The organism is Bacillus sp. X1(2014) (assembly GCF_007678255.1).
The window spans coordinates 126,263-148,682 of sequence record NZ_VEED01000002.1 but is presented as its reverse complement, the minus strand read 5'-3'; the positions used below and the strand labels follow the sequence as shown (position 1 = coordinate 148,682).

The window sequence follows — 22,420 nt, the reverse complement described above, 5'->3', positions numbered from 1 at the left end:
TAATCACATGAAAGGGAGAGAAATAAATGCAGAAGACAGCAGGTATCCATCATATCACGGCGATGGTCAATGATGCTCAAAGAAATATCGACTTTTATGCTGGAGTGCTTGGATTAAGGCTCATTAAAAAGACAATCAACTTCGATCGTCCGGAGGTGTATCACCTCTATTTTGGAAATGAAATGGGCGAGCCGGGAACGGTCATTACCTTCTTTCCTTGGGAAAAACAGCTTAAAGGCCGAATTGGAAAAGGGCAAGTAGGTGTAACGAGTTACATCATCCCAAAGGGTAGTCTTCCATTTTGGGAGAATCGATTGAAGAAATTCAACATTGAAACTGCATTATCTATTCGCTTTGGTGAAAAGTATCTTAAATTTCACGACCCAGATGGCTTGCTGCTAGAACTTGTGGAAAGGGATGAAGGTCCTATAAATCCTTGGAGCTTTGGAGGTGTTCAAGCAGAAAAAGCCATTAAAGGGTTTGGAGGTGCAATTCTTTACACTGCTCAACCGCATAAAACGACTGATGTATTAGAAAATGTGTTGGGATTAGAATGTATCGGCCAAGAAGGTGATTATCTAAGATTTAAGACAGAAGGACATCTTGGAAACACTATTGATATTCAGCTGAATCCATCTGTCCGCGGTTTAATGGGGGCAGGCACTGTTCACCATATTGCTTGGAGAGCTAAGGATAAAGAGGATTTAATCAGATGGAGAACACTTCTTCAAGACAAAGGATACTATCCAACAAAAATTCGAGATAGAAATTATTTTGAAGCAGTGTATTTTCATGAAGAAGGGGGCATCCTCTTCGAAATAGCGACCGACCCACCAGGCTTTTCTGTGGATGAACCGGTCGCAGAACTTGGTAAAAAACTTATGCTACCATCTTGGCTAGAGTCAAAAAGAGATGAATTAGAAGAGAGCTTACCACCTGTAGTGGTTAAAGTTCTGGAGGGAGATCAATAATGAAACATATATTCAATAAAGGAAAAAATCCATCAAAGCCAACTTTTTTAATGCTGCATGGAACAGGCGGCAATGAATTAGACTTGTTACCACTTGCAGGAATGATTGATGATGAGGCAAATGTATTAAGCGTTCGTGGGAATGTATTAGAAAATGGTATGCCTCGTTTTTTTCGCAGATTAGCTGAAGGTGTCTTTGATGAGGAAGATCTGATTTTTCGAACAAAGGAATTAAACGAGTTTCTAGATGAAGCCGCCGAAAAGTATGAGTTTGACCGCGATAATATTCTTGCAATCGGCTATTCAAATGGAGCAAATATTGCTGCGAGTTTATTATTTCACTATAAACATGCATTAAAGGGTGCGATTCTTCATCATCCTATGGTGCCGCGAAAAGGAATGAATCTTCCAGATTTAACAGGGAAATCAGTATTTATTGCAGCTGGGACAAATGACCCCATTTGTTCCCCAATGGAATCTACCGAGCTTCAGTCTTTACTAGAAAAGGCAAATGCCAAGGTAGAACTTCAGTGGGAGAATAGAGGTCATCAATTAACCAGAGATGAAGTAGAGGCCGCTGCAACTTGGTATCAAAAGCATTTTAATACTAAATAATATTAATTTAAGGGGAAATACGAAAATGTTAAAAAATGAAATTGGAGCACTTATTTTACGCGTTACATTAGGAGCAATATTTTTTATTCATGGAGTTGTAAAGTTTCAAGGTGGAATTGAGAACACGGCTGGCTGGTTTGAAAGCCTTGGCTTACCAGGAGTGACAGCATATGGAGTTGCTTTACTCGAGATTATCGGAGGAATCCTATTAATCGTTGGATTGGCTACAAGACTAGTAGCAGCATTGTTTGCATTATTAATGATTGGGGCAACATTAAAAGTAAAACTAGCAATTGGTTTATTAGGAAATGGTCAAATGGCTGGTTATGAATTAGACTTAGCATTCTTAGCTATTGCGGTATATCTTGTCATTAATGGAAGCAAGCTACTCTCATTAAGTAATGCAAAATTTCACAGGGATTCAATGAACTCAAAAGCAATTTAATTTTGGAGGCTAGAAATATCTGGTTTGAGACTTGGTATTATTCTTCGGATGAAGAAATAGACTTTAGACCCAAAGAAAAACTCTTTTTAATCCTTGCTGATCATAAAACGGTCTATCCAATTCAATGATTAACCCGAGTATTAAATGAAAAAAAGTCTGATGGGTTATTTCATCAGACTTTTTTGATTAAACTATTTGATACACACCTGTACCTGCACTCATATATTTGACTTGTCCGTGTGTTATTGTATTTTTGTTATATAGCCTTTTTTATTATTTTGATGATTTTTCGGCATGATCAGGTTTTCCTGTTTCTCCGCCATGATCAGGTTTTCCTATCGCTTTACCTTGATTGTAGGAGAGACCAAAACCATACTTATATGTGTAACCAGATTTATTCACATAAGCATAGGCAGGATCTTCTTCTGGTGCGAAACTAGGAACATCTCCGACTTCGTTGTCTACTGCTGCCATACTAGCAGGAAGCGCGAATGGAAGTTTTCCAATCGGATTAAATTCTCCCCGAATAACATCAACAATAGCCTCAGCCTTTGTTCCAAATGTGCCGATTAATGCTGCTGCATTTGGTTCAATTTCGTCAAGTACCCATGGATTGGTCATGTTTACAGCAGTGATAGTCGGAACCATTTTTTGAATATCGATAATTCTATCAACATTTGTGATTCCTGTTTCAGGACCTACAGTGATTCTAGGATTATTATCCCAGTTTGACTGAACTGGCTTAACATAAACATAAGCGTGTGTAGCCTCTTCAAGATTATTCGTAATGGTAATAGAAGGATCGTGCTTTTTAATCGTCTCGATTAGCCCCTTGGTGCTCGCTCCATCAGTTCCACCAGGGAACATTTCGACGTAAAGTTTTACGTCTTTAAGCTTTGCATCTTTTAAAGGCAATAGATTTTTATCATTGCGTAAAAGAACAATTGACTTATGATGTGCTTCATCTGCTAGTTGCTGTACTTCTGGATTATCTACCACATCAAGGGCATTTTGTGGATCTACATATGGGTCTTCAAACAGGCCTAAATTCATCATTTCTGTTAGCAATAGGGTAACGGATTTGTTAATTTCATCCTCTGTAAGAATGCCTTGTTCAACGGCAGTGGTTATAAGAGTAGGATCAGATGATCCAGATATAATATCTGTTCCTGCTTTTATGGCTTTCGCCATTTTTTCTACCGGTGATAAAGCTTCGGCGCCCCAAGCATTATTTCCAACAGCACCTGTATCGGAGTTAACATATCCTTTGAAACCAAGCTGTCCACGTAAGAAATCTGTTAATATTGCTTTATTTAATGCAAAGCCAACTTCTTCAAATTGCTGGTCCTTATTGTACCATGGTAATCCTTGATCGGCACTATCATTACTTGGATAGGCGTAATAAGGCATGATAGAAGATACATCTGCAGCGATAGCTGACTTGAAAGGAGGAATGTGATACTTAAGCAGACTTCCTTCAGTAGGATATGGGTTGAATTTACCTTCCACAAAGTGAGGATCTAAACCATTATCACGTGCTCCGCCACCAGGGAAATGCTTTACGGTTATGGCAACACTGTCTTTACCAAGCTTATCACCTTGAAATCCTTTGATAACGTTATAAATCATATCTGAGGCAACTTTTGGATCCTCACCGAATGTATCTTCAATTCTTGCCCATAATGGGTCTGTTGCGATATCCGCCGTATATCCATAGACCTTACGAATTCCGGCTGCTCTCCATTCCTTAGCAGCGATTTCAGAGAATTTCTTTACAGCTTCTGTGTCACCTGCAGCCGCAAAACCTAATGGTCCCGGCCAAAAAGAATGTTGTCCTTCACTCGCAGCAATATTCGTGTAATCTGTGGAGGCATGGTTCCGTGGGTTCGATGTAACAACAACCGGGATCCCTAATCTGGAGGCTTCACCTAGTTCTTGTAGTTGATTTGTATATTTTGCGATTACATCTACAGTCGGTGTTTGACGGAAGATAACGTAGCGCATGTTTTTCCCGACAATCATCGAATCATCAGCCTTTACATATCTTCCATCTGCTGGATTCGCGATTGGAGTGTGTGTGTTAATCAGCATCAATCCAGCTTTTTCATCAAGTGTCATCTTGGACACTAAATCGGCCACCCGCTGATCAACAGGTAGTCTCCAGTCCTCGTATGTATCTAAGCCTCTGTCCCCATCCAAATCCCTAAACTGCTTGCCATCAATTTTAATTACACCTTTCTTTGCTGCTTCAATTTCCGGTTGCGCATTAACAGGATCAGCTTGTACACGATAAGTCTTTGTGTTTGATCCTGAGTTGCCAGGATTAATAGTTGTAGATGGATCTACATACCCTAAATCTTCATTTCCGTTTGCGTTAGCCTGTGGCACCATGACTGGAGCTAACAAAGATAAAGCAATAGCACTTGTTAATACTGTTTTTCTTAGTTTTGAAGACCTTTTTCTGATTTTTGAAGATATTGAAGCCATTTTTTTCTTCCCCCTTTTTAATAAAATTGTGTAAAAAACGCATAGGATAGCGCTTTCATATAATTATTGTATAATTACAAATATTCCATCGAATATAGGGTTTTTTTAGGTTTTATTGTGTTTATTTTATATTTTGATTAAATAATCGAATAGTCCTACATTGATAAGCAATTCAATAATATTCTTAGTTTTTTTTCTATTGACTCTTTACGTACATATGAAATCAAGCTTATATTTAGCCAAGTAAACGAGAATTTAACTCAATGTTAAAGTAGCAAACCAAATCAGGAAATGTCTACCATGAGTGTTTTTTTGACGGAAATACTATATATCTTGGTGACTGATATCCAAGATATATTTATTCAATTTGAATGGTATCGAACGCTTCAACACATACTGATGGTTGAAGATGTTTTTGCTTCATATTGTAAAGTTTAAAATATATATCGTAGATTTAAGGTGGCATTCATATGACTTTCCCAGTTTTAGAAGGAAAAGTAGCCATTAAAGTAGATATTTCAAAATCTGAAGAAGTGCAAAAACAAGGAAATGGTGGCTCTATTATTAACATTTCAGCGTCTGACGCATCCTCTTATGTGACAGGCACAACAATTCATGTAGACGCAGGTTTTACTTCTCGGTAATGGGCGTAAAAAGAACGAAGAGATTGCCTCTTCGCTTTTTATTGGAAATAAGTGATAGTGTAATAAAAAAACATAAAATGTAACAGACTTCTATTTTGCAAGCAAAACCACCGCAGATTGTGATGCCTATTTAATATACATTTCACTCTACTTTTTTCGTTGTAAATTTACGTTTTGCAATAGGAAACGGAACCCGCTCGTATTATGTTCCTTATTTTTATTAGATAGAAAGGATGTCTACAATGACCAACAATTTATATGAGAAAGGAATTATAAAAAATCTTAGTAAACTTAAAGAATTAGCACCAGAACAGTTGCAAGCTTTCTCGGAATTTAATACCGCGGTAATGAAAGAAGGAACACTTAGTAAAAAAGAAAAAGAAATTATAGCCGTTGCAATCGCCCATGTAACGGAATGCCCTTATTGTATTGATACACATACACGTCGTGCAAAAGCAGAAGGAGCTTCACTAGAAGAGTTAGTGGAAGCAGTCTTTGTCGTAGCAGGCGTAGAAGCTGGTGGAGTTGTAACACATAGTACACATTTACATAATGCGATGGACCCAGAAGCAGATGACTCCCTTTATCGACGCTCTAATCTTAAAAAACTTGTAAAATTAAATAAATTTGCACCTGAAGGATTTAGAAACTACTCCGCGTTTAGTAGAACAGCGTTGAAGGACGGAAAATTGAGTGGGAAGTTTAAAGAGATCATTGCTGTGGGGGTTGCTCATGCTACTCAATGTCCATATTGTATTGATGTGCATACGAAAAATGCAATAAAGCTTGAATCTACAAATGAAGAGCTTGCAGAAGCAATAATGGTTACTTCAGCTATAATTGCAGGAGGAGCATATGTGCATCTTGCTAATTTGATTCAAAGCTATGGTGATTAACGAAAAGTTATTAAAATACAGTGAAAAACCTCTCCATTAATTAGAGAGGTTTTTTTAATTTACAACCATTTATCTGCCCATTCTTCTAAAGCTTTGAGCGATCGTCCAAGTTCTGTCCCTTTTTTGGTTAACGAATACTCAGTCCGTACCGGACGGTCTGCAATGACATTTCTTAGCACAATTCCATTTTCCTCGAGCTCTTTCATCCGTTCATTTAAAACTCTTTTACTTAAGTCGGGAATGAAGGCATGAATTTCACTGAATCTTTTTGGTTCCTCCATTAATGTATGAATAATGAGGCCAATCCATTTCTTCCCCATAATATGGTAGCACTCTTCAACTTTATTACATAATTTATTTTCTGTAACCATCTATCAACACCCCTAATAGTACCTTGGTTATTTTTAATAACTATATGTTAATAATAACAAAATCAGTTGTTAAATTAAAGGATTTACTGGAACAAAATTACCAAATGGTTAGAATTTGTTCTTATTTGTTCACGAATTATACACATATAATTTGATAGCTAATTAGATTTCTGTGTAATAGAAAGTTTTACCAGGAAAAAAGAATTTTTTAGAATAAATAAACTCATTGTGAAAATAACTTCTTACAGATATATTGTGGAGGGTTAGCGATGAGAGTAAAAGATGAAACTATGTCTTTTCTGTTAAAGTGAATCTAACAGGATTAAATACAGAAAGAATCGAATTGCAGAACTTCCAAAGGAACATACAATTTATGTCAGCTGTCAAGTTGGATTAAGAGGATATTTAGCTAGCCGTATTTTAAGTAATAACGAGTTCAAGGTTAAAAATGTTGATGGCGGCTGGAAAACCTATTCCACTGTATACGGAATCATATCGTTGAAATTGAATCAAATGACCTGAGCAGAACAGAAGAAGAAAGTAACAAAGAAATAAAGGGAAAGTTCGAATGATAGTTATCATTTATTTTTTGATTTGAATAATTTATCCATAAAGGGCATTCTCCAATTTATAGGAAGCATGTCTTTTTATAATAGAATTAACATTCTAAGCACCTTAAGGCACTTAGAATGTTTAGTTATTTTAATTATTAATCATGCAATCCATACCTGTTTCTCTTTCCATAGTAGCTACACAATCTTTGTGTACTAACAAGTGCTTTTACCCTAGTCTTATTACTTGGATTGGGAACTGGGAGTTATAGCAGCATTGAATAAGATTGATTGCAATGTGGGAGATTTTAAAACGTCACTGCCCCACTCTTCTTCAGTCATGATGTTTTAAGATACCTTGTAACTTTCGATGTAGGTTTCTAAAGATGGATGAAATTCTTTTCGATAGTGATTATCTGGACAAGTTTTTACGACAATTGCTTTTAAAAAATCAGATTTATTTGTATCTAAAACCTTATTACAGGTCGGACATGTATCAATAAACGGTCGCTTGAATAATTTCATAACTAACTCCTCCTTAATACCTTTAATTCCTATATATATACTGTGAATTATAAGTGTATATTTGTTATTAATCAATATTAATTCAACGGAAGGAAGATAATAATATGAGTTGTTTTTTATGTTCATATCCTTCTTTGACCGCCATTTTAATACTGTCTTTTTCTTCAAAAAGTAATTTTTTAAATTAATTCATTGACATTATACCTGCAGGGGTATATTATAGAGCTTGTCAATGACAATTGTCTCATTGAAGAAGGTTTACATGATTTTTTAATAATAACAGGTATCATTTTAACCTTTATTTTATATAAAAGATATTTCCCGGTGATTGGTGTTCATTGTATCAATTTGAAGGGCCTTGATTTGGATAAAATAAAGGTAATTGCTAAAGGAGGCAAAAACAATGGAATACAATGATCAAATGAAAAATAGAGTAAAACGGATTGAAGGACAGCTACGAGGAATTTTAAAAATGATGGAAGAGAATAAGGACTGTAAAGAGGTTATCACCCAGTTATCTGCAACTAGAAGTGCAATCGACCGTACTATTGGAGTTATTGTTAGTTCCAATTTAGTGGATTGCGTTCAAAAAGCAAATGAACAAGGTGAAAAAAGTATGGAAGAATTAGTCCAAGAAGCTGTTAAATTGCTAGTAAAAAGTCGATAAAAAGGGTTGACACCCTCTTTTATTTTCACTAATATATACCCGTAGGGGTAATTATGGAGGATAAAACAATGAATATTACAAAAGTAGTAGATGCAAAAGGTTTAGCTTGCCCAATGCCAATTGTTAAAACAAAGAAAGCGATGAATGAACTTGAATCAGGTCAAGTTTTAGAAATTCATACAACGGATAAAGGTGCTAAGAATGACCTTGCAGCCTGGGCTAAATCAGGTGGTCATGAATTGTTGAAACATGAAGAAGAAAATAATATATTAAAGTTTTGGATTAAAAAAGGATAATTTTTTTGACTAGTATAATACCCTGTTGGGTATAAAACATCAGGAGGTTATAGCATAACAGAAAAGAAAAAAACAACGATCGTATTATTTAGTGGAGATTACGATAAAGCAATGGCAGCCTATATCATTGCCAATGGTGCAGCTGCTTATGATCATGAAGTAACAATTTTTCATACGTTTTGGGGATTAAATGCCCTTCGTAAAAATGAAAATGTCCCAGTTAAAAAAGGATTTATGGAGAAAATGTTTGGAAAAATGATGCCTAGAGGCGCAGATAAAATGGGGCTTTCCAAAATGAATTTTGCCGGTTTCGGTCCAAAAATGATTAAGGATATTATGAAAAAACATAACGCTATGCCACTGCCTCAATTAATCGAAATGGCGCAGGAACAGGATGTAAAACTAGTAGCATGTACAATGACAATGGATTTGTTAGGTCTTAAACAGGAGGAGTTATTAGAATCAATTGAATATGCAGGAGTTGCTGCGTATTTAGGAGATGCAGAGGAAGGTAATGTCAATCTGTTTATTTAATACAATAGGGGAGTTCCCCCTACATTCGAGGAGGTTAGCAGATGGAATATGTAAATTATCTTTTGATCACTGCAATTCTTTTCTTTATGATTAAACGCTTTTTGCCAACTAAAGGTGTTAACAATATTTCGACAATAGAATTGAAAGCAGAATTGAATGACAAGACTAAACAATTTGTTGATGTTCGCACACCTGGAGAGTTTAGAGGAAACCATATTAGAGGTTTTAAAAATATCCCACTTCAAGTAATTGCTCAAAAAGCAGAAAAAGAACTTTCAAAGGATAAGGAAGTTTTTGTTATTTGTCAAAGTGGAATGAGAAGTGGGCAGGCTAGTAAGATTCTTAAAAAATTGGGATTTTCAAAAGTAACAAATGTCAAGGGCGGCATGAGCGATTGGTTTTAAACAACTAGAAGGAGGACTATAAAATGAAAAGAACAACAGCAAAAGAAGTTGAAACATTATTAAACGAAGGAAAGAAATTAAATATCATAGATGTACGTGAAGTGGATGAAGTTGCAGCTGGCAAAATCCCAGGAGCCGTAAATATTCCATTAGGATTAGTTGAGTTTCGCATGCATGAATTAGATAAATCAAAAGAGTATTTCATGGTTTGCCGTTCAGGAGGCAGAAGTGGACGTGCCACGCAATTTCTTGAAAGATATGGATTTAATGTGATCAACATAGATGGAGGAATGCTTGCTTGGGAAGGTAAAGTGGAATAAATTTTTAAAGAAAAACAATACCCTTTTAGGTATTAAGGAGGAATATAAATTGGAAAACTTGAAATCAAACGTGATATTAGATGCCAAAGGATTAGCATGTCCGATGCCGATTGTTAAAACAAAAAAAGCAATGAATGCCCTTGAGGCAGGACAAGTGTTAGAAGTTCAAGCAACAGACAAAGGATCCAAAGCAGACATGAAAGCATGGGCTGAAAGTGCTGGTCATCAATATTTAGGAACGATCGAAGAAGGCGACGTATTGAAACATTATCTTCGCAAATCTTCTAACGTCGATGTCACTGAAAAGAAACATTTATATGTTATCAATAATGAAGATCTTGAGAAAAAACTTGTAGCAAATGAGAATATCGTCATTATCGATGTTAGAGAGGCTGCAGAATATGCTTTTAACCATATTCCGAACGCACTCTCCATTCCATTAGGTGAATTGGAAAAGAGAATAAATGAATTAAATAAACAAGATGAAATTATCGTGGTTTGTCGTACAGGAAACCGAAGCGATCTAGCTGCACAAAAATTATCGTTTAATGGGTTTGCTAACGTCATTAATGTTGTACCAGGTATGAGCGGGTGGACTGGAAAAACAACAGGAATCCATAAATAAAGTGGAAATATACTGTTACCTTAACTTTTTAATCAGCATATTTTTTTAACATTTTTAATACCATAGGGGGTAATTAAAGAATGGCTGTAAATGAAATGACTTCAAAAGAAGTAACAAAAAAAGTATTTAATAAAGAGGAATTATTTATTCTAGATGTTCGAAATGAAAGTGATTTTAACGATTGGAAAATCGAAGGAGAAAACTTTGATTATTTAAATGTTCCCTATTTTGAATTGCTTGATGGTGTAGAAGAAATCATTGGAAAAATCCCACCTGATAAACAGGTTCTTGTGGTTTGTGCAAAAGAGGGTTCTTCCGTTATGGTAGCTGAAATGCTTTCTGAAGCTGGATTAACCGTCGCTTACCTTAAAGGCGGAATGAAAGCGTGGAGTGAGCATTTAGAACCGGTTAAAGTGGGGGACCTAAATGATGGCGGTGAAATTTTTCAATTTGTTCGAATCGGTAAAGGATGTTTATCTTACATGGTGGTTTCAAATGGTGAGGCAGCACTGATCGATGCAACACGTATGGCCGATATCTATCTTGATTTTGCCGCGAACATTGGTGCAAAAATTACAAACGTATTTGATACGCACCTTCATGCGGACCATATATCTGGTGGACGTACAATCGCTGTAAAAACGGGTGCAACTTATTGGCTTCCGCCTAAAGATGCAACAGAAGTAATCTTTGATTACCAACCATTAGAAGATGGCAATAACGTAACAATCGGGGATACTGTTATTAATATCCATGCATTGTATTCTCCAGGTCACACGATTGGTTCCACTTCCTTTGTAGTTGATGAAAAGTTCTTGCTATCAGGCGATATTTTATTCATTTATTCTATCGGAAGACCGGACCTTGCAGGTATGGCAGAAGACTGGGTTGGAGATTTAAGAGAAACTCTTTATAAACGTTACAGAGAATTGTCTGAAAAGTTTATCGTTCTTCCAGCACATTTTATGATTATTGATGAGTTAAATGAGGATGGCAGTGTGGCTGAAAATTTGGGAACACTTTTCGAGAAAAATCATGGTCTAAATATCAACGACGAAAGTGAATTCAGAAAAATGGTAACTGAAAACTTACCACCACAGCCAAATGCGTATCAAGAAATTCGTCAAACCAATATGGGAAAAATCAATCCAGACATTGATCAACAACGAGAAATGGAAATTGGACCTAACCGCTGTGCAGTTCGATAAATCTTGGATAGAAAAAGTAAAAAATATAGGGAACCAGTATAGGTTCCCTTTTTTTTAAAAGGAGGACACCATGGATATTAGCTTTATCATAACGATCTTCCTAATTGGATTTGTTGGCTCTTTTATTTCAGGGATGTTAGGTATTGGTGGTGCGATCATCAATTTTCCAATGTTATTGTACATTCCAGTAATACTAGGGGTAGGTCATTTTACGGCACATGAAGTTTCAGGGATTACTGCTATCCAAGTTTTCTTTTCGACAATTGGTGGTGTTATGGTTTACCGTAAAGGTGGATTCTTAAATAAAACACTGATTGCCTACATGGGAATCAGTATTTTGATTGGAAGCATTATTGGAGGAATTGGCTCCACTCATATGCCGGAAAGTGGAATAAATATGGTTTATGGTATTTTAGCCTTGATTGCTGTTATTATGATATTTGTTCCGAAAAGAGGAATAGATGATATCCCTTTGGAACAAGTCAAATTTAACAAGTGGCTAGCCGCGCTATTTGCTTTCATAGTCGGGATTGGAGCGGGTATCGTTGGTGCTGGAGGTGCATTCCTATTGGTGCCAATTATGCTTACGGTGTTAAAGATACCTACAAGAATGACAATTGCCTCATCCTTAGCTATTACACTTATTTCATCTATCGGAGCGGTTACCGGAAAAATTTCAACAGGGCAAGTGGAAATTCTACCCTCGATTATTATGGTTGTGGCTAGTTTAATCGTTTCTCCAATAGGAGCCAATATTGGGAAAAAAGTGAATACCAAAGTATTGCAAATCATTATGGGGATTCTAATTTTTGCTACGGCAGTCAAAACATGGTTGGAAATTATTTAATTTAAAAAGAATAGAGGAGAAACACGTTGAATGTTTCTCCTTCTCCTTTAAATATAGGATTTCAAGTGCAAGGGCTGCCCTAACAGTCTACCAATGCTTCAATAAACGACAACGGGGTCATAGGTGCTGAGATTGTCATACACCGATTTCATGACGCTAGGCGGAGTGTTGACACAGCCATGCGATCCATTGCTTTTATAGATATTACCACCCCAATTTGACCTCCAGTTGGCATCGTGGAGTCCCTGTCCGTCATTCGTAAAAGGGACCCAATATTGAACCGGTGTCTGATACGTAATTTTTCCGTTTTCTCTGCCCGTTAGGACAGCAGGTGTTTGCTTATATAGGATATACCACACTCCTGGTGTTGTATCATGTTGGGTACTTTGATTACCTGTAACCACATTCGTTGTGACGACTAACTTCCCATTTTTGTAAATCCAAATTCGCTGATCTGCTATGGAGACTTCCGCATACGTATTTCCAATTCCATTGTTCTTGACAGTGTCATATCCGTAGCCTTCACCTTTCCAGCCATTTCCGTAAATATTAGAGGCGGAAACCGATTTCTTCCCACTTTCAAACGCTTTCATAATACGGGGTATTTCTTTATCAACATTTATGGCCCAGCCATAACCTTTAGCTTTAACAGTTCTGACCGAACCTGAATGGGTCTTGAATGAGAAATCCTTGTTTAGTGTGGATTGAGAATTGTTTATTTCAGCAATCTTTGTCTTAATTTTACCCTCATCCTTAATCTTAATCTGCAAATCTTTTGAAATAGATGCATCTTTAATTAATTCTCCCGCTTTTAAAGTAAAAACCTTATCTTGTACCTTATAATTGACGGTCTGAACAAGGAATTCTTCCAGCTTTTTTTGTTGATTTTTTACAAACTCACTGTCTTCTTTAATGGGCTGTATGTATACTGGATCGAGATGGATTTCACTATTATATCCGTGTTTGTCGTAGTCCATTAAAAGACTGGGGACATCATATTGCTCTCCGCTAACGCTGTTAGTGACTATAATTTTGCCTTGTTCCAAACGAACCACCGCATCTTTTGGCACTTTTAAACTGTGATTCATGGCTAACAGTTTTTCTTCCACCTGCTTTTTTAACGTCTGGCTTCGAAAATAATCCTGTTTACCGGGCATTAAGGAATAACTATTAGCTTTTGAAGAAGGAAAAAACGTATACTGACCCTTTAATATTTTTTTGACTTGAGACAGATCTTTTTCCAAAAAACCCATCAGAGTATCTTTGCCATCGAAAACTTGTTGATCTCCGACATAAACGGCATTTTTCAATGTAGTTGTTTTTAATTTCTTTAGTGCCTTTTCAGCGGTCAATCCACCGACTTTTATCCCATTAATCTTGATTTGTGAATTAAAATGGTTTGCTTGATAGTACCAGACTGCTGCAATCAAGAGGATGATAAAGAAGAGGAGACTTCCAGTAATAAACCTCCAGTTAGCGAACCGCTTTACTGAATTTCCACGTTTTTTTAACCTTTCTTTAGTCACTGCTGTGCTTTCCATAAAGATTCCTCCTAAACCTGATGATATGCAAGTTATTAATATTTCATTTTCTTAAATTATGTATTTATGTCATAGATTACAGTTTGATTACAAAATGTAAATTTATACAGCTATTCTAACAAATGTCATCGTCGAACATTGTCGGTTTTTGTGTATGCTTAAATTTATTTATATTTTTCTATGACTATTTAGTAAAAAAAGAGGGGGATGGTTCTAGTGGCATAAAAAGCCATTAGTACCGTCCCCCCGGAATCTCGTGGTTCCAACATTCCATTAATTGGTGTATGCCTTTTTCAATTTGCTCCAAAGGAATGCCGCCGAAGCCTAATAAAAAAGTTGGATATTGATAGTCAATAGGACTTAACAGATAATCGCTTACAGGATAGATGGCAATATGGGCCTTAGCGGCTATTTGTTTTAACTGATCTTCCCCTTTTGACAGGGGGACGGAAATTAAGATGTGCATTCCAGCCAGGTCTCCTGTGATCGTGACATCCGGATAATTCGTTTCTAATATCTGGGTTAATTTTTCATGTTTTTTGCGATAAATTTTCCGCATCCTGTTTAAGTGTTTGGAAAAATAGCCATCTCTCATAAAGGCAGCTAAAATATGCTGATCGAATCTCGGTACGGTTGATGAGTAAAAACTGAATGTCTCTTTATATTTTTGCAGTAAGGTTGAAGGTAAGACAAAATAAGCAACGCGTAAAGAAGGCATTAATGATTTGGTAAACGTGCTCAAATAAATAACTTTTCCGTTTTGGTCTAACCCTTGTAAGGCAGGAATAGGTTTTCCGATATAACGAAACTCGCTATCATAATCGTCTTCAATGATGTAGCGGCTTTTATCCTTTGCTGCCCAGTTTAATAGTTGTGTTCTTCTTGTTGCGGATAGGACTGCGCCCGTAGGGAACTGGTGGGAAGGGGTAATGTAAACAATATTGGCCTTTGTTTTTTCCAGTTCATCCACGATTAAACCATTTTCATCCACCGGAATAGGGATGGCTCTATTTTGCATTTGTATTTTAGGTATAGCCGAATAGCCAGGATTTTCAAGTGCAAATTTTAAATCATCTCCAAGTAACCTTAGAATCATTGGGAGCAGTTGTTCCGTTCCCGAACCAATGACAATCTGTTCGGGGCTGCAGACAATCCCCCTCGATTGATAAAGATATTTGGCAATTTCCACTCTTAATGCGAATTCGCCTTGCGGGTCTCCAATTTCCAACAACTCTTTTGAACTGCTATCATATATATTTTTTGCATATTTTCGCCAAAGTGAAAAAGGGAAGGAGTCTGCATCAATTTTTCCGGGATGGAAGTCAAATTGAACTATTTCCTTCTCGACCTTTCCTACAGGCATGTTTAGGAGTTCTTTTTCAATATAGGGTAATTCGTCGATCTCTTCCACGAAAAAACCGATGCGGGGTTTGGATGCCACATAGCCTTCTGCCATGAGCTGGGCATAGGCAATTTCAATGGTAGTTTGGCTGATATTTAAAAATCCTGCTAACTTTTTCTTCGATGGCAATTTGGTTCCCACTTCAATTTGTTTTTGGATAATGGCATCTTTGATCCCATTATAAAGCTGTTCATACAATGGTCTTTCTGTTCCATTATCCAACTTAAACATTAGCATATCCATTCGCAATTCCCTCCAACTGACCACGTTATATTTCATAAAACTGAACCTTTTCATGTAGTCAATATCTATTATACTAGTAATTATCAAACGAATGGAGGTTTTTTTATGAAACTAGTAGGAACTGAAAGAGTAAAACGTGGAATGGCTGAAATGCAAAAAGGCGGCGTTATTATGGATGTCATTAATGCCGAGCAGGCAAAAATAGCTGAGGCTGCAGGTGCGGTTGCTGTTATGGCGTTGGAGCGGGTACCATCTGATATCCGGGCAGCTGGTGGGGTAGCCCGGATGGCAGATCCTCGGATTATGGAAGAAGTAATGAACGCTGTAACCATTCCAGTAATGGCAAAAGCACGTATTGGCCACATTGTCGAAGCACGTGTATTAGAAGCAATGGGGGTAGATTACATAGATGAAAGTGAAGTATTAACGCCTGCGGATGAGGAATACCATTTATTAAAAAGCGACTATACCGTTCCTTTTGTTTGCGGGTGCCGCGATTTAGGGGAAGCTGCACGTCGCATTGGCGAAGGAGCATCTATGTTACGGACAAAAGGGGAACCTGGTACCGGAAATATTGTCGAAGCGGTTCGTCATATTCGCAAAGTGAATGCCCAAGTAAGACGCGTTGTCGGTATGAATACGGACGAATTAATGACGGAAGCAAAAAATTTAGGAGCACCATTTGAATTATTGCTAGAAATTAAAAAATTGGGAAGGCTGCCTGTTGTCAATTTTGCTGCCGGCGGGGTGGCGACACCTGCTGATGCCGCTTTAATGATGGAACTTGGAGCTGATGGTGTATTTGTCGGATCAGGTATTTTCAAATCCGATAATCCAGAAAAATTCGCACGTGCCATTGTAGAAGCAACAACAAACTACCGAGATTATAAACTAATTGCCGAAATTTCAAAAGAGCTGGGGACACCGATGAAAGGTATTGAAATTTCCTCGCTAGATGTAAAAGACCGTATGCAGGAACGTGGTTGGTAATATGCTGAAAATTGGGGTACTTGCATTACAAGGTGCAGTCAGAGAGCATATAAGACAAATTGAAGAGCTTGGCTGTATGGCCATTTCAGTAAAATCGGCTGAAGATCTAAAAGAATTGAATGGTCTTGTACTGCCTGGCGGTGAAAGTACAACAATGCGGAAACTACTGGACCGATACGAGTTGCTTGAACCCATTCGTGCTTTAGCTGCTGAGGGAGTTCCGATGTTTGGAACATGTGCAGGCCTGATTTTACTGGCGAAAGAAATCGTTGGCTATGATACGCCACATCTGGGCGTGATGGACATCGTGGTCGAACGGAATTCATTTGGTCGCCAAGTTGATAGTTTTGAAGTCGAGATGTCCATCAGAGGAGTAGGAGAGGATATTCCCGCTGTTTTCATCCGAGCACCGCATATCGTGGCTGCAGGTGAGAATGTTGAAATTCTAGCAAAACATGAAGAACGTATTGTTTTAGCGCGGGATGGCCAATTCTTAGGATGTTCCTTTCATCCGGAATTAACAGAGGATATTAGAATTATGAAGTATTTTATTGAAATGGTGCGAGAGATTACAAATGTTTTAGCTCATTAGGGGCAGCAGGGGACGTCGATTGGTTTTAAAGACCAGTCGGCGTTTTTTTGGGATATAGTGATTGGAAATTCTAAAATATATAAACTGCGTAAAATATAAATTTGACGCAGTTAAGTTAATTTAGTAAAATATAGAAGTGGGGTGATTTTATGGTAAATCAGATAAAGCAGCAGCAATTTCAAAAATTACAAACGCTGCTTAAAGAACTTCCTTGGTATGTTGACGAATATATTAATCATAAATTACGTAAGCTTTCAACGGCTTCCTTATTTAATTATTGTCATGATTATAAAATCTTCTTTAACTGGATGATCAGCGAGCAATTGGTGTCAGGCACCATCAAAGATATTCCTATAGAACGTTTAGAGCAATTGACGGTCTTAGAGGTTGAAGGTTTTTTAAACTATTTGCATTATCAATTAAATAATAAAGAACTCACTGTTAACAGGAAATTATCAGCGTTAAAATCACTGTTTAATTACTTACAAAACATTGCTGAAACATCAGACTTAAAGCCTTATATGAACCGTAATGTCATGGCTAAAATTGAATTTAATGAAGTAAAAGACAGCATGGAAACCAAGGCAACTAAAATGGAAGGTAAAATCCTTCTCGGCGATGAATATGAAAAATTCCGCTTATTTGTTGCGAATGATTATGGTGATATATATAAAGATAACAAAAGACTCTATAACTTTTATCAATTAAATAAGGAACGTGATACGGCCATTGTCTCGTTAATCTTAGGATCCGGGCTGCGTCTTTCGGAATTAGTTGGAATTGAATTAGACGATATTGATTATAGTAAGTATTGTGTGAAAGTAATCCGCAAAGGAAATAAAGAACAATTCGTTTATTTTAGTCAAGTAGCAATGGCTGACCTCCAAGAATATTTAGCAGTCAGAACTGCCAAATACAATGTTGATAAAAATGAAAAGGCATTATTTGTTAGTGGACCAACGGGTCCTAAAGTAAAATCACGAAGATTAAAAGTTAGAGCCGTTGAAAATCTAATTGAAAAATATGCTACGGCATTTGGGAAACCATCATTATCCGTACATAAGCTGCGTCATTCATTCGCGACTAGATACCATGCTGAAATCAATGATGTACCGAAATTAAGACGGCAATTAGGCCATTCATCGATCCAAACAACGATGATTTACACACATATTAAGAATGATGACTTAAAAATTGCTGTGGATAAAATGGATATGCCGAAAGAACAAATAGAATAAACAAAGACTGTCATTTTCGTGGCAGTCTTTGTTTGAAATTTTTATCAGTTTACATAATATTATTATGGTAACAAAAATGCAAAATATCTCATTTCCTAAGTATACTTAAGATAGTGAGACAGAATGAATTTTTTTATGATTTAACACTTGTTTTAAAATAAAAAAAGCGTTCAGAAAGCTTCTAAGCTCCCTAAACGCAATCCCTTCAACCTACATTTTTTATTGAATTACTCCCTGTAAACTGACTATTATACAGGTCTGCATAAAAACCGCCTTGGTCTAGTAATTCCATGTGTGTTCCTTTTTCAATGACACTTCCGTTATTCATAACTAGGATTAAATCAGCGTCTCGAATCGTCGACAATCTGTGGGCAATTACAAAGCTGGTCCTCCCTTTCATCAAGTGGTTCATCGCTTTTTGAATTTGAACCTCTGTTCGCGTATCAACACTGCTGGTCGCTTCGTCCAGAATAAGGATCGCCGGATTAGCTAGAATCGCCCTAGCTATCGTTAACAGCTGCTTTTGCCCCTGAGAAATATTGGACGCTTCTTCATTCAAAATCGTATCATACCCATCTGGCAGCGTTCGAATAAAGTGATCAGCGTTGGCTGCACGAGCCGCTGCCATCACTTCTTCTTTGCTTGCTCCCTCTTTTCCGTAAGCAATATTATCAAAAATCGTACTATTAAATAACCATGTATCCTGCAGCACCATTCCAAACAAACTCCTTAGGTGCTCCCTTTTTAACTCTCTCGTATCTACTCCATCAATTAATATGCTGCCAGAATTAATTTCATAGAAACGCATCAGCAAATTAATTAGTGTGGTTTTACCCGCTCCTGTTGGGCCGACAATTGCTACTGTTTGACCAGGTTTCACTTCAATTTCCATATCTTTGATTAAAAGTTCATTTTCTTCATAACCGAAACTAACATGGTCAAAGGTTACTTCTCCTCTTGGACTAGTGATCACCTGCGGAGCAACTGCTTCTGGCACCTCTTCCCCTTCATCTAAAATTTCAAAGACACGTTCGGCGCTGGCAATCGTTGATTGAATGACGTTTGCGATTGATGCGGTTTGAGCAATCGGTTGGGAAAATTGACGTGCATACTGGATAAAGGCCTGAATATCACCTATTTCAATCGCTTTTTTCGTTACCAAGATTCCACCAACGACTGATACGAGAACATAGCCGATATTATTGATAAACCCCATCAACGGCATGATTAGCCCGGATACAAATTGTGCCCTCCATGCAGATTGGTAGAGAGTTTCATTGATTCCCTCGAAGGTTTCAATTGATTTCTGTTCGTGGCCAAAAACTTTGACGACTTTATGACCGGTATACATTTCTTCAACATGACCATTTAACTGGCCTAATGACTTTTGCTGCCCTTTAAAATACTGCTGCGACTTTTTTGCGATCTTTGCAATTGCTACACCGCTAAGCGGCAGTGTCAAAATAACGATCAGCGTCATTAATGGACTAATCGACAGCATCATGATAATTACACCGATAATGGTAACAACGGAGGTAATCAGCTGTGTTAAGCTTTGCTGTAAGGTCGTACTAATATTATCGACATCATTAACCGCACGGCTGAGAATTTCACCATGGGTACGTGAATCAAAGTATTTTAGCGGAAGCCGGTTCAGTTTCTCCTCTACCTCTTTACGAAGATGGTAAACCGTCTTTTGCGCGACACCTGCCATAATATATTGTTGAATATAGGCAAAAATTGCACTTAGAATATATAGGCCAATGAGTAAAATAATAATTTGACCGATATAATCAAAATCGATTTTAGCTCCAGGAATTCCTCTAAACTTCATCATCAAGCCTTCAAATAACTTAGTTGTCGCCTTCCCCAATATTTTAGGGCTGACAATCGCAAAAATGGTACTGATAATGGCTGTAATTAAAACGGCTAAAAGCTGTAATTTATATGGCTTCAAATAGCTTATAAGTCTATTTAGGGTCCCTTTAAAGTTCTTTGCTTTTTGGACAGGCATGCCCATTCCCATCGGACCAAATCCGCCGCCTGGTCCAGGGCCCGGTTTTCTAGCTCCCGTCTCTTGGGTGTGGTTTTGATTGGAATCCTTACTCATGCGATTTCCTCCTCTGATAACTGTGACATGACAATCTCGCGATAAACCGCACATGATTCCATTAATTCCTTGTGTTTGCCAATTCCAGATATTTCACCGTTATCGAGAACGATAATCTGATCTGCATCTATAATGGTGCTTACACGCTGAGCTACAATTAGTACCGTTGAATTCCCTGTTTCGTTTTTAAGGGCAGCACGTAACTTGGCGTCAGTTTTAAAATCCAAAGCGGAGAAACTATCATCAAATATATAGATTTCCGGCTTTCGTACAAGGGCTCGTGCGATCGACAATCGCTGTTTTTGTCCGCCGGAAACATTTGTTCCCCCTTGGGAGATTACCGCATCAAAGCCTTCTGGCATGTTAGAAATAAATTCTTTCGCTTGGGCCACTTCAGCAGCATGATCAACCTCTTCTGCTGTTGCATCTTCTTTTCCATAGCGAATGTTATCTGCAATTGTGCCGGTGAAAAGTACGGATTGCTGTGGGACAAACCCTATCTTTTCACGAAGTTTTTCTTGTGCCATATCCCTGACATCTATTCCATCGACAAGGACTTTACCGCTATCGACATCATAAAAACGCGGAATCAAGTTAATGAGTGTTGATTTTCCTGAACCGGTTCCGCCAATAATGGCTGTTACTTCACCAGGTTTTGTCGAAAAAGAGATATTTGAAATCGCTGGCATTTCCGCTCCTGGATAACTGAATGTTACGTCTTGAAACTCAACAAAGCCTTTTTTTCCTTCATCTACTTTTGACGATGACGGATCTTTAATATCTGCAACCGTCTCAAGAACTTCATTGATTCGAACAGCAGAAACCGATGCCCTTGGGATCATGACAAACATCATCGACAGCATAATGAATGAAAACATAATTTGCATCGCATATTGGATAAACGCCATCATATCTCCGACCTGCATATGACCATTGCTAATCCGAAGTCCGCCAAACCAGACAATCGCGACTGAGGAAAGGTTAAGAACCACCATCATAATCGGCATCATCGCGGCCATAATTTTATTGACCTTAATGGCTGTTTCAGTTAAATCCCAGTTCGCTTCATCAAAACGCTTCTTCTCATGCTCCACACGATTAAAGGAGCGAATAACACGAATGCCAGTTAAGTTTTCGCGTAAAACCCGATTGAGATTATCTAACTTTATTTGCATCGCTTTAAATAGTGGTATCCCTTTTCTTGCAATGATCACGATCGCAAGCACGAGAACAGGCAGAGCAACAGCAAGAACTAAGGTAAGCTTCGCATCTTTTGAATACGCCATGATGATCCCGCCAATACACATCATCGGTGCCATCGCCATCATTCTCAGCATCATCACTAAAACTTGCTGGATCTGAGTTATATCGTTGGTTGTTCTAGTAATCAGCGAGGCTGTTCCTAGCTGATCAAACTCATGCAGTGAAAAGTTTCCAACGTGCGAGAAAATTTTGCTTCGTAATAACTTTCCAAAGCCTGATGCTGCTTTTGCTGAGTAGAAACTAGCAGCAATCGAACAAATCATCCCCCCTGCCGCCACAAGCAGCATAAAACCGCCAATTTTCCATATGTAGTCCGTATCTCCTTTAACTACCCCTTTATCAACGATATCGGACATTAACGTTGGCAAATATAATTCTGATAATGATTGTAAGAGGACGAGGCCTAAAACCAGATAAATCGCTAATTGAAATGGTTTTAGAAATTTGGTTAATTTAATCAATATCCTTCAACTCCGTTTTTTAATTGATTAAGAATAACTTTAGCCTATTTTTATGAACTAAATATGAACAATTATATGAAATTAGTTATTTTATCCAACTCCCTTGATAATTTGGCAAGATAAGTATATTCCCGTCCGAAAAATCCCGTCAAATTTTTGAAAAAATAAAAACACA

Annotated in this window: 23 protein-coding genes and 1 pseudogene; 17 read left to right on the top strand and 7 right to left on the bottom strand. The window is 37.5% G+C overall.

What is annotated here, in order from left to right:
- Positions 1-26 precede the first annotated feature (26 nt).
- The 3 genes from FS608_RS04635 to FS608_RS04625 are packed head-to-tail and all read left to right on the top strand — an operon-like array spanning position 27 to position 2,030.
- A complete protein-coding gene (locus FS608_RS04635) occupies positions 27-971 on the top strand; it encodes a ring-cleaving dioxygenase (RefSeq protein WP_144548106.1) in 945 nt (314 codons plus the stop codon).
- Entirely contained in the window at positions 971-1,585 is a 615-nt protein-coding gene (locus FS608_RS04630) for an alpha/beta hydrolase (RefSeq protein ID WP_144548105.1), read from the top strand. Before FS608_RS04635 ends, FS608_RS04630 begins: the two co-directional genes overlap by 1 nt.
- Positions 1,586-1,610: 25 nt before the next feature.
- Positions 1,611-2,030, top strand: coding sequence for a DoxX family protein (locus FS608_RS04625; RefSeq protein ID WP_144548104.1), 420 nt, complete (start codon positions 1,611-1,613; stop codon positions 2,028-2,030).
- 273 nt (positions 2,031-2,303) lie between these two features.
- Here the strand turns inward: FS608_RS04625 and FS608_RS04620 are convergent, their stop codons facing one another.
- Positions 2,304-4,517, bottom strand: coding sequence for a glycoside hydrolase family 3 protein (locus FS608_RS04620; protein WP_144548103.1), 2,214 nt, complete (start codon positions 4,515-4,517; stop codon positions 2,304-2,306).
- 470 nt (positions 4,518-4,987) lie between these two features.
- On the opposite strand from FS608_RS04620, the gene FS608_RS30080 reads away from it, so the two are divergent.
- The gene (locus tag FS608_RS30080) at positions 4,988-5,161 is read left to right on the top strand and encodes a hypothetical protein (RefSeq protein WP_186328605.1); all 174 of its coding nucleotides are present in this window, start codon (positions 4,988-4,990) and stop codon (positions 5,159-5,161) included.
- A gap of 242 nt (positions 5,162-5,403) precedes the next feature.
- Positions 5,404-6,057 (top strand): carboxymuconolactone decarboxylase family protein, encoded by a 654-nt coding sequence (locus FS608_RS04610; protein ID WP_144548102.1) that lies wholly within the window; start codon positions 5,404-5,406, stop codon positions 6,055-6,057.
- 59 nt (positions 6,058-6,116) lie between these two features.
- Here FS608_RS04610 and FS608_RS04605 read toward each other — a convergent pair whose 3' ends face one another.
- Positions 6,117-6,428, bottom strand: coding sequence for a winged helix-turn-helix transcriptional regulator (locus FS608_RS04605; RefSeq protein WP_144548101.1), 312 nt, complete (start codon positions 6,426-6,428; stop codon positions 6,117-6,119).
- Positions 6,429-6,773: 345 nt separating this feature from the next.
- Between FS608_RS04605 and FS608_RS31890 the strand changes: the two are divergent.
- Positions 6,774-6,950, top strand: a pseudogene (locus FS608_RS31890) (rhodanese-like domain-containing protein); the annotation flags it as partial.
- 377 nt (positions 6,951-7,327) lie between these two features.
- On the opposite strand, the gene FS608_RS30075 reads toward FS608_RS31890, so the two are convergent.
- Positions 7,328-7,504: a hypothetical protein gene (locus FS608_RS30075; protein ID WP_186328604.1), complete on the bottom strand. Its 177-nt coding sequence runs from the start codon at positions 7,502-7,504 to the stop codon at positions 7,328-7,330.
- A gap of 403 nt (positions 7,505-7,907) precedes the next feature.
- Here FS608_RS30075 and FS608_RS04590 point away from each other — a divergent pair, with 403 nt between their 5' ends.
- From FS608_RS04590 to FS608_RS04555, 8 genes are all read left to right on the top strand, one after another.
- Positions 7,908-8,171 (top strand): metal-sensitive transcriptional regulator, encoded by a 264-nt coding sequence (locus FS608_RS04590; protein ID WP_144548099.1) that lies wholly within the window; start codon positions 7,908-7,910, stop codon positions 8,169-8,171.
- 68 nt (positions 8,172-8,239) lie between these two features.
- Positions 8,240-8,467: a sulfurtransferase TusA family protein gene (locus tag FS608_RS04585; RefSeq protein ID WP_144548098.1), complete on the top strand. Its 228-nt coding sequence runs from the start codon at positions 8,240-8,242 to the stop codon at positions 8,465-8,467.
- A 54-nt stretch (positions 8,468-8,521) separates the two neighbouring features.
- A complete protein-coding gene (locus tag FS608_RS04580; protein WP_144548097.1) occupies positions 8,522-9,001 on the top strand; it encodes a DsrE/DsrF/DrsH-like family protein in 480 nt (159 codons plus the stop codon).
- A 41-nt stretch (positions 9,002-9,042) separates the two neighbouring features.
- Positions 9,043-9,405: a rhodanese-like domain-containing protein gene (locus FS608_RS04575; RefSeq protein ID WP_144548096.1), complete on the top strand. Its 363-nt coding sequence runs from the start codon at positions 9,043-9,045 to the stop codon at positions 9,403-9,405.
- Positions 9,406-9,428: 23 nt separating this feature from the next.
- On the top strand, positions 9,429-9,725 hold the full coding sequence (locus FS608_RS04570) for a rhodanese-like domain-containing protein (protein WP_144548095.1): 297 nt from the start codon (positions 9,429-9,431) through the stop codon (positions 9,723-9,725).
- A gap of 49 nt (positions 9,726-9,774) precedes the next feature.
- Positions 9,775-10,350 carry a sulfurtransferase TusA family protein gene (locus FS608_RS04565; RefSeq protein ID WP_144548094.1) on the top strand — a complete coding sequence of 192 codons (576 nt, stop codon included), beginning with the start codon at positions 9,775-9,777 and terminating at the stop codon, positions 10,348-10,350.
- 80 nt (positions 10,351-10,430) lie between these two features.
- Entirely contained in the window at positions 10,431-11,558 is a 1,128-nt protein-coding gene (locus FS608_RS04560) for an MBL fold metallo-hydrolase (protein WP_144548093.1), read from the top strand.
- 70 nt (positions 11,559-11,628) lie between these two features.
- Entirely contained in the window at positions 11,629-12,405 is a 777-nt protein-coding gene (locus FS608_RS04555) for a sulfite exporter TauE/SafE family protein (RefSeq protein WP_144548092.1), read from the top strand.
- Between the two features lie 98 nt (positions 12,406-12,503).
- Here the strand turns inward: FS608_RS04555 and FS608_RS04550 are convergent, their stop codons facing one another.
- Positions 12,504-13,946, bottom strand: coding sequence for a L,D-transpeptidase family protein (locus FS608_RS04550; protein ID WP_144548091.1), 1,443 nt, complete (start codon positions 13,944-13,946; stop codon positions 12,504-12,506).
- A gap of 232 nt (positions 13,947-14,178) precedes the next feature.
- On the bottom strand, positions 14,179-15,591 hold the full coding sequence (gene pdxR, locus FS608_RS04545; protein ID WP_144548090.1) for a MocR-like pyridoxine biosynthesis transcription factor PdxR: 1,413 nt from the start codon (positions 15,589-15,591) through the stop codon (positions 14,179-14,181).
- Positions 15,592-15,696: 105 nt separating this feature from the next.
- Here pdxR and pdxS point away from each other — a divergent pair, with 105 nt between their 5' ends.
- The 3 genes from pdxS (at position 15,697) to xerS (ending at position 18,411) form a co-directional block, all read left to right on the top strand.
- A complete protein-coding gene (gene pdxS / locus FS608_RS04540; RefSeq protein WP_144548089.1) occupies positions 15,697-16,581 on the top strand; it encodes a pyridoxal 5'-phosphate synthase lyase subunit PdxS in 885 nt (294 codons plus the stop codon).
- Position 16,582: 1 nt separating this feature from the next.
- Positions 16,583-17,173 carry a pyridoxal 5'-phosphate synthase glutaminase subunit PdxT gene (gene pdxT, locus FS608_RS04535; RefSeq protein ID WP_144548088.1) on the top strand — a complete coding sequence of 197 codons (591 nt, stop codon included), beginning with the start codon at positions 16,583-16,585 and terminating at the stop codon, positions 17,171-17,173.
- Positions 17,174-17,322: 149 nt separating this feature from the next.
- Positions 17,323-18,411 carry a tyrosine recombinase XerS gene (gene xerS, locus FS608_RS04530; protein WP_144548087.1) on the top strand — a complete coding sequence of 363 codons (1,089 nt, stop codon included), beginning with the start codon at positions 17,323-17,325 and terminating at the stop codon, positions 18,409-18,411.
- 205 nt (positions 18,412-18,616) lie between these two features.
- Here the strand turns inward: xerS and FS608_RS04525 are convergent, their stop codons facing one another.
- Together FS608_RS04525 and FS608_RS04520 are read right to left on the bottom strand one after the other, a co-directional pair.
- The gene (locus FS608_RS04525) at positions 18,617-20,521 is read right to left on the bottom strand and encodes an ABC transporter ATP-binding protein (protein WP_144548086.1); all 1,905 of its coding nucleotides are present in this window, start codon (positions 20,519-20,521) and stop codon (positions 18,617-18,619) included.
- Positions 20,518-22,245, bottom strand: a complete 1,728-nt coding sequence (locus tag FS608_RS04520) for an ABC transporter ATP-binding protein (RefSeq protein ID WP_144548085.1) — start codon at positions 22,243-22,245, stop codon at positions 20,518-20,520. Before FS608_RS04520 ends, FS608_RS04525 begins: the two co-directional genes overlap by 4 nt.
- Between the last annotated feature and the right edge of the window lie 175 nt (positions 22,246-22,420).

What these genes read in the sequence shown, in the direction of transcription:
- FS608_RS04635 (WP_144548106.1), top strand. Translation starts at nt 27, where the DNA reads ATGCAGAAGACAGCAGGTATCCATCATATCACGGCGATGGTCAATGAT.
- FS608_RS04630 (WP_144548105.1), top strand. Translation starts at nt 971, where the DNA reads ATGAAACATATATTCAATAAAGGAAAAAATCCATCAAAGCCAACTTTT.
- FS608_RS04625 (WP_144548104.1), top strand. Translation starts at nt 1,611, where the DNA reads ATGTTAAAAAATGAAATTGGAGCACTTATTTTACGCGTTACATTAGGA.
- FS608_RS04620 (WP_144548103.1), bottom strand. Translation starts at nt 4,517, where the DNA reads ATGGCTTCAATATCTTCAAAAATCAGAAAAAGGTCTTCAAAACTAAGA.
- FS608_RS30080 (WP_186328605.1), top strand. Translation starts at nt 4,988, where the DNA reads ATGACTTTCCCAGTTTTAGAAGGAAAAGTAGCCATTAAAGTAGATATT.
- FS608_RS04610 (WP_144548102.1), top strand. Translation starts at nt 5,404, where the DNA reads ATGACCAACAATTTATATGAGAAAGGAATTATAAAAAATCTTAGTAAA.
- FS608_RS04605 (WP_144548101.1), bottom strand. Translation starts at nt 6,428, where the DNA reads ATGGTTACAGAAAATAAATTATGTAATAAAGTTGAAGAGTGCTACCAT.
- FS608_RS30075 (WP_186328604.1), bottom strand. Translation starts at nt 7,504, where the DNA reads ATGAAATTATTCAAGCGACCGTTTATTGATACATGTCCGACCTGTAAT.
- FS608_RS04590 (WP_144548099.1), top strand. Translation starts at nt 7,908, where the DNA reads ATGGAATACAATGATCAAATGAAAAATAGAGTAAAACGGATTGAAGGA.
- FS608_RS04585 (WP_144548098.1), top strand. Translation starts at nt 8,240, where the DNA reads ATGAATATTACAAAAGTAGTAGATGCAAAAGGTTTAGCTTGCCCAATG.
- FS608_RS04575 (WP_144548096.1), top strand. Translation starts at nt 9,043, where the DNA reads ATGGAATATGTAAATTATCTTTTGATCACTGCAATTCTTTTCTTTATG.
- FS608_RS04570 (WP_144548095.1), top strand. Translation starts at nt 9,429, where the DNA reads ATGAAAAGAACAACAGCAAAAGAAGTTGAAACATTATTAAACGAAGGA.
- FS608_RS04560 (WP_144548093.1), top strand. Translation starts at nt 10,431, where the DNA reads ATGGCTGTAAATGAAATGACTTCAAAAGAAGTAACAAAAAAAGTATTT.
- FS608_RS04555 (WP_144548092.1), top strand. Translation starts at nt 11,629, where the DNA reads ATGGATATTAGCTTTATCATAACGATCTTCCTAATTGGATTTGTTGGC.
- FS608_RS04550 (WP_144548091.1), bottom strand. Translation starts at nt 13,946, where the DNA reads ATGGAAAGCACAGCAGTGACTAAAGAAAGGTTAAAAAAACGTGGAAAT.
- pdxR (WP_144548090.1), bottom strand. Translation starts at nt 15,591, where the DNA reads ATGGATATGCTAATGTTTAAGTTGGATAATGGAACAGAAAGACCATTG.
- pdxS (WP_144548089.1), top strand. Translation starts at nt 15,697, where the DNA reads ATGAAACTAGTAGGAACTGAAAGAGTAAAACGTGGAATGGCTGAAATG.
- pdxT (WP_144548088.1), top strand. Translation starts at nt 16,583, where the DNA reads ATGCTGAAAATTGGGGTACTTGCATTACAAGGTGCAGTCAGAGAGCAT.
- xerS (WP_144548087.1), top strand. Translation starts at nt 17,323, where the DNA reads ATGGTAAATCAGATAAAGCAGCAGCAATTTCAAAAATTACAAACGCTG.
- FS608_RS04525 (WP_144548086.1), bottom strand. Translation starts at nt 20,521, where the DNA reads ATGAGTAAGGATTCCAATCAAAACCACACCCAAGAGACGGGAGCTAGA.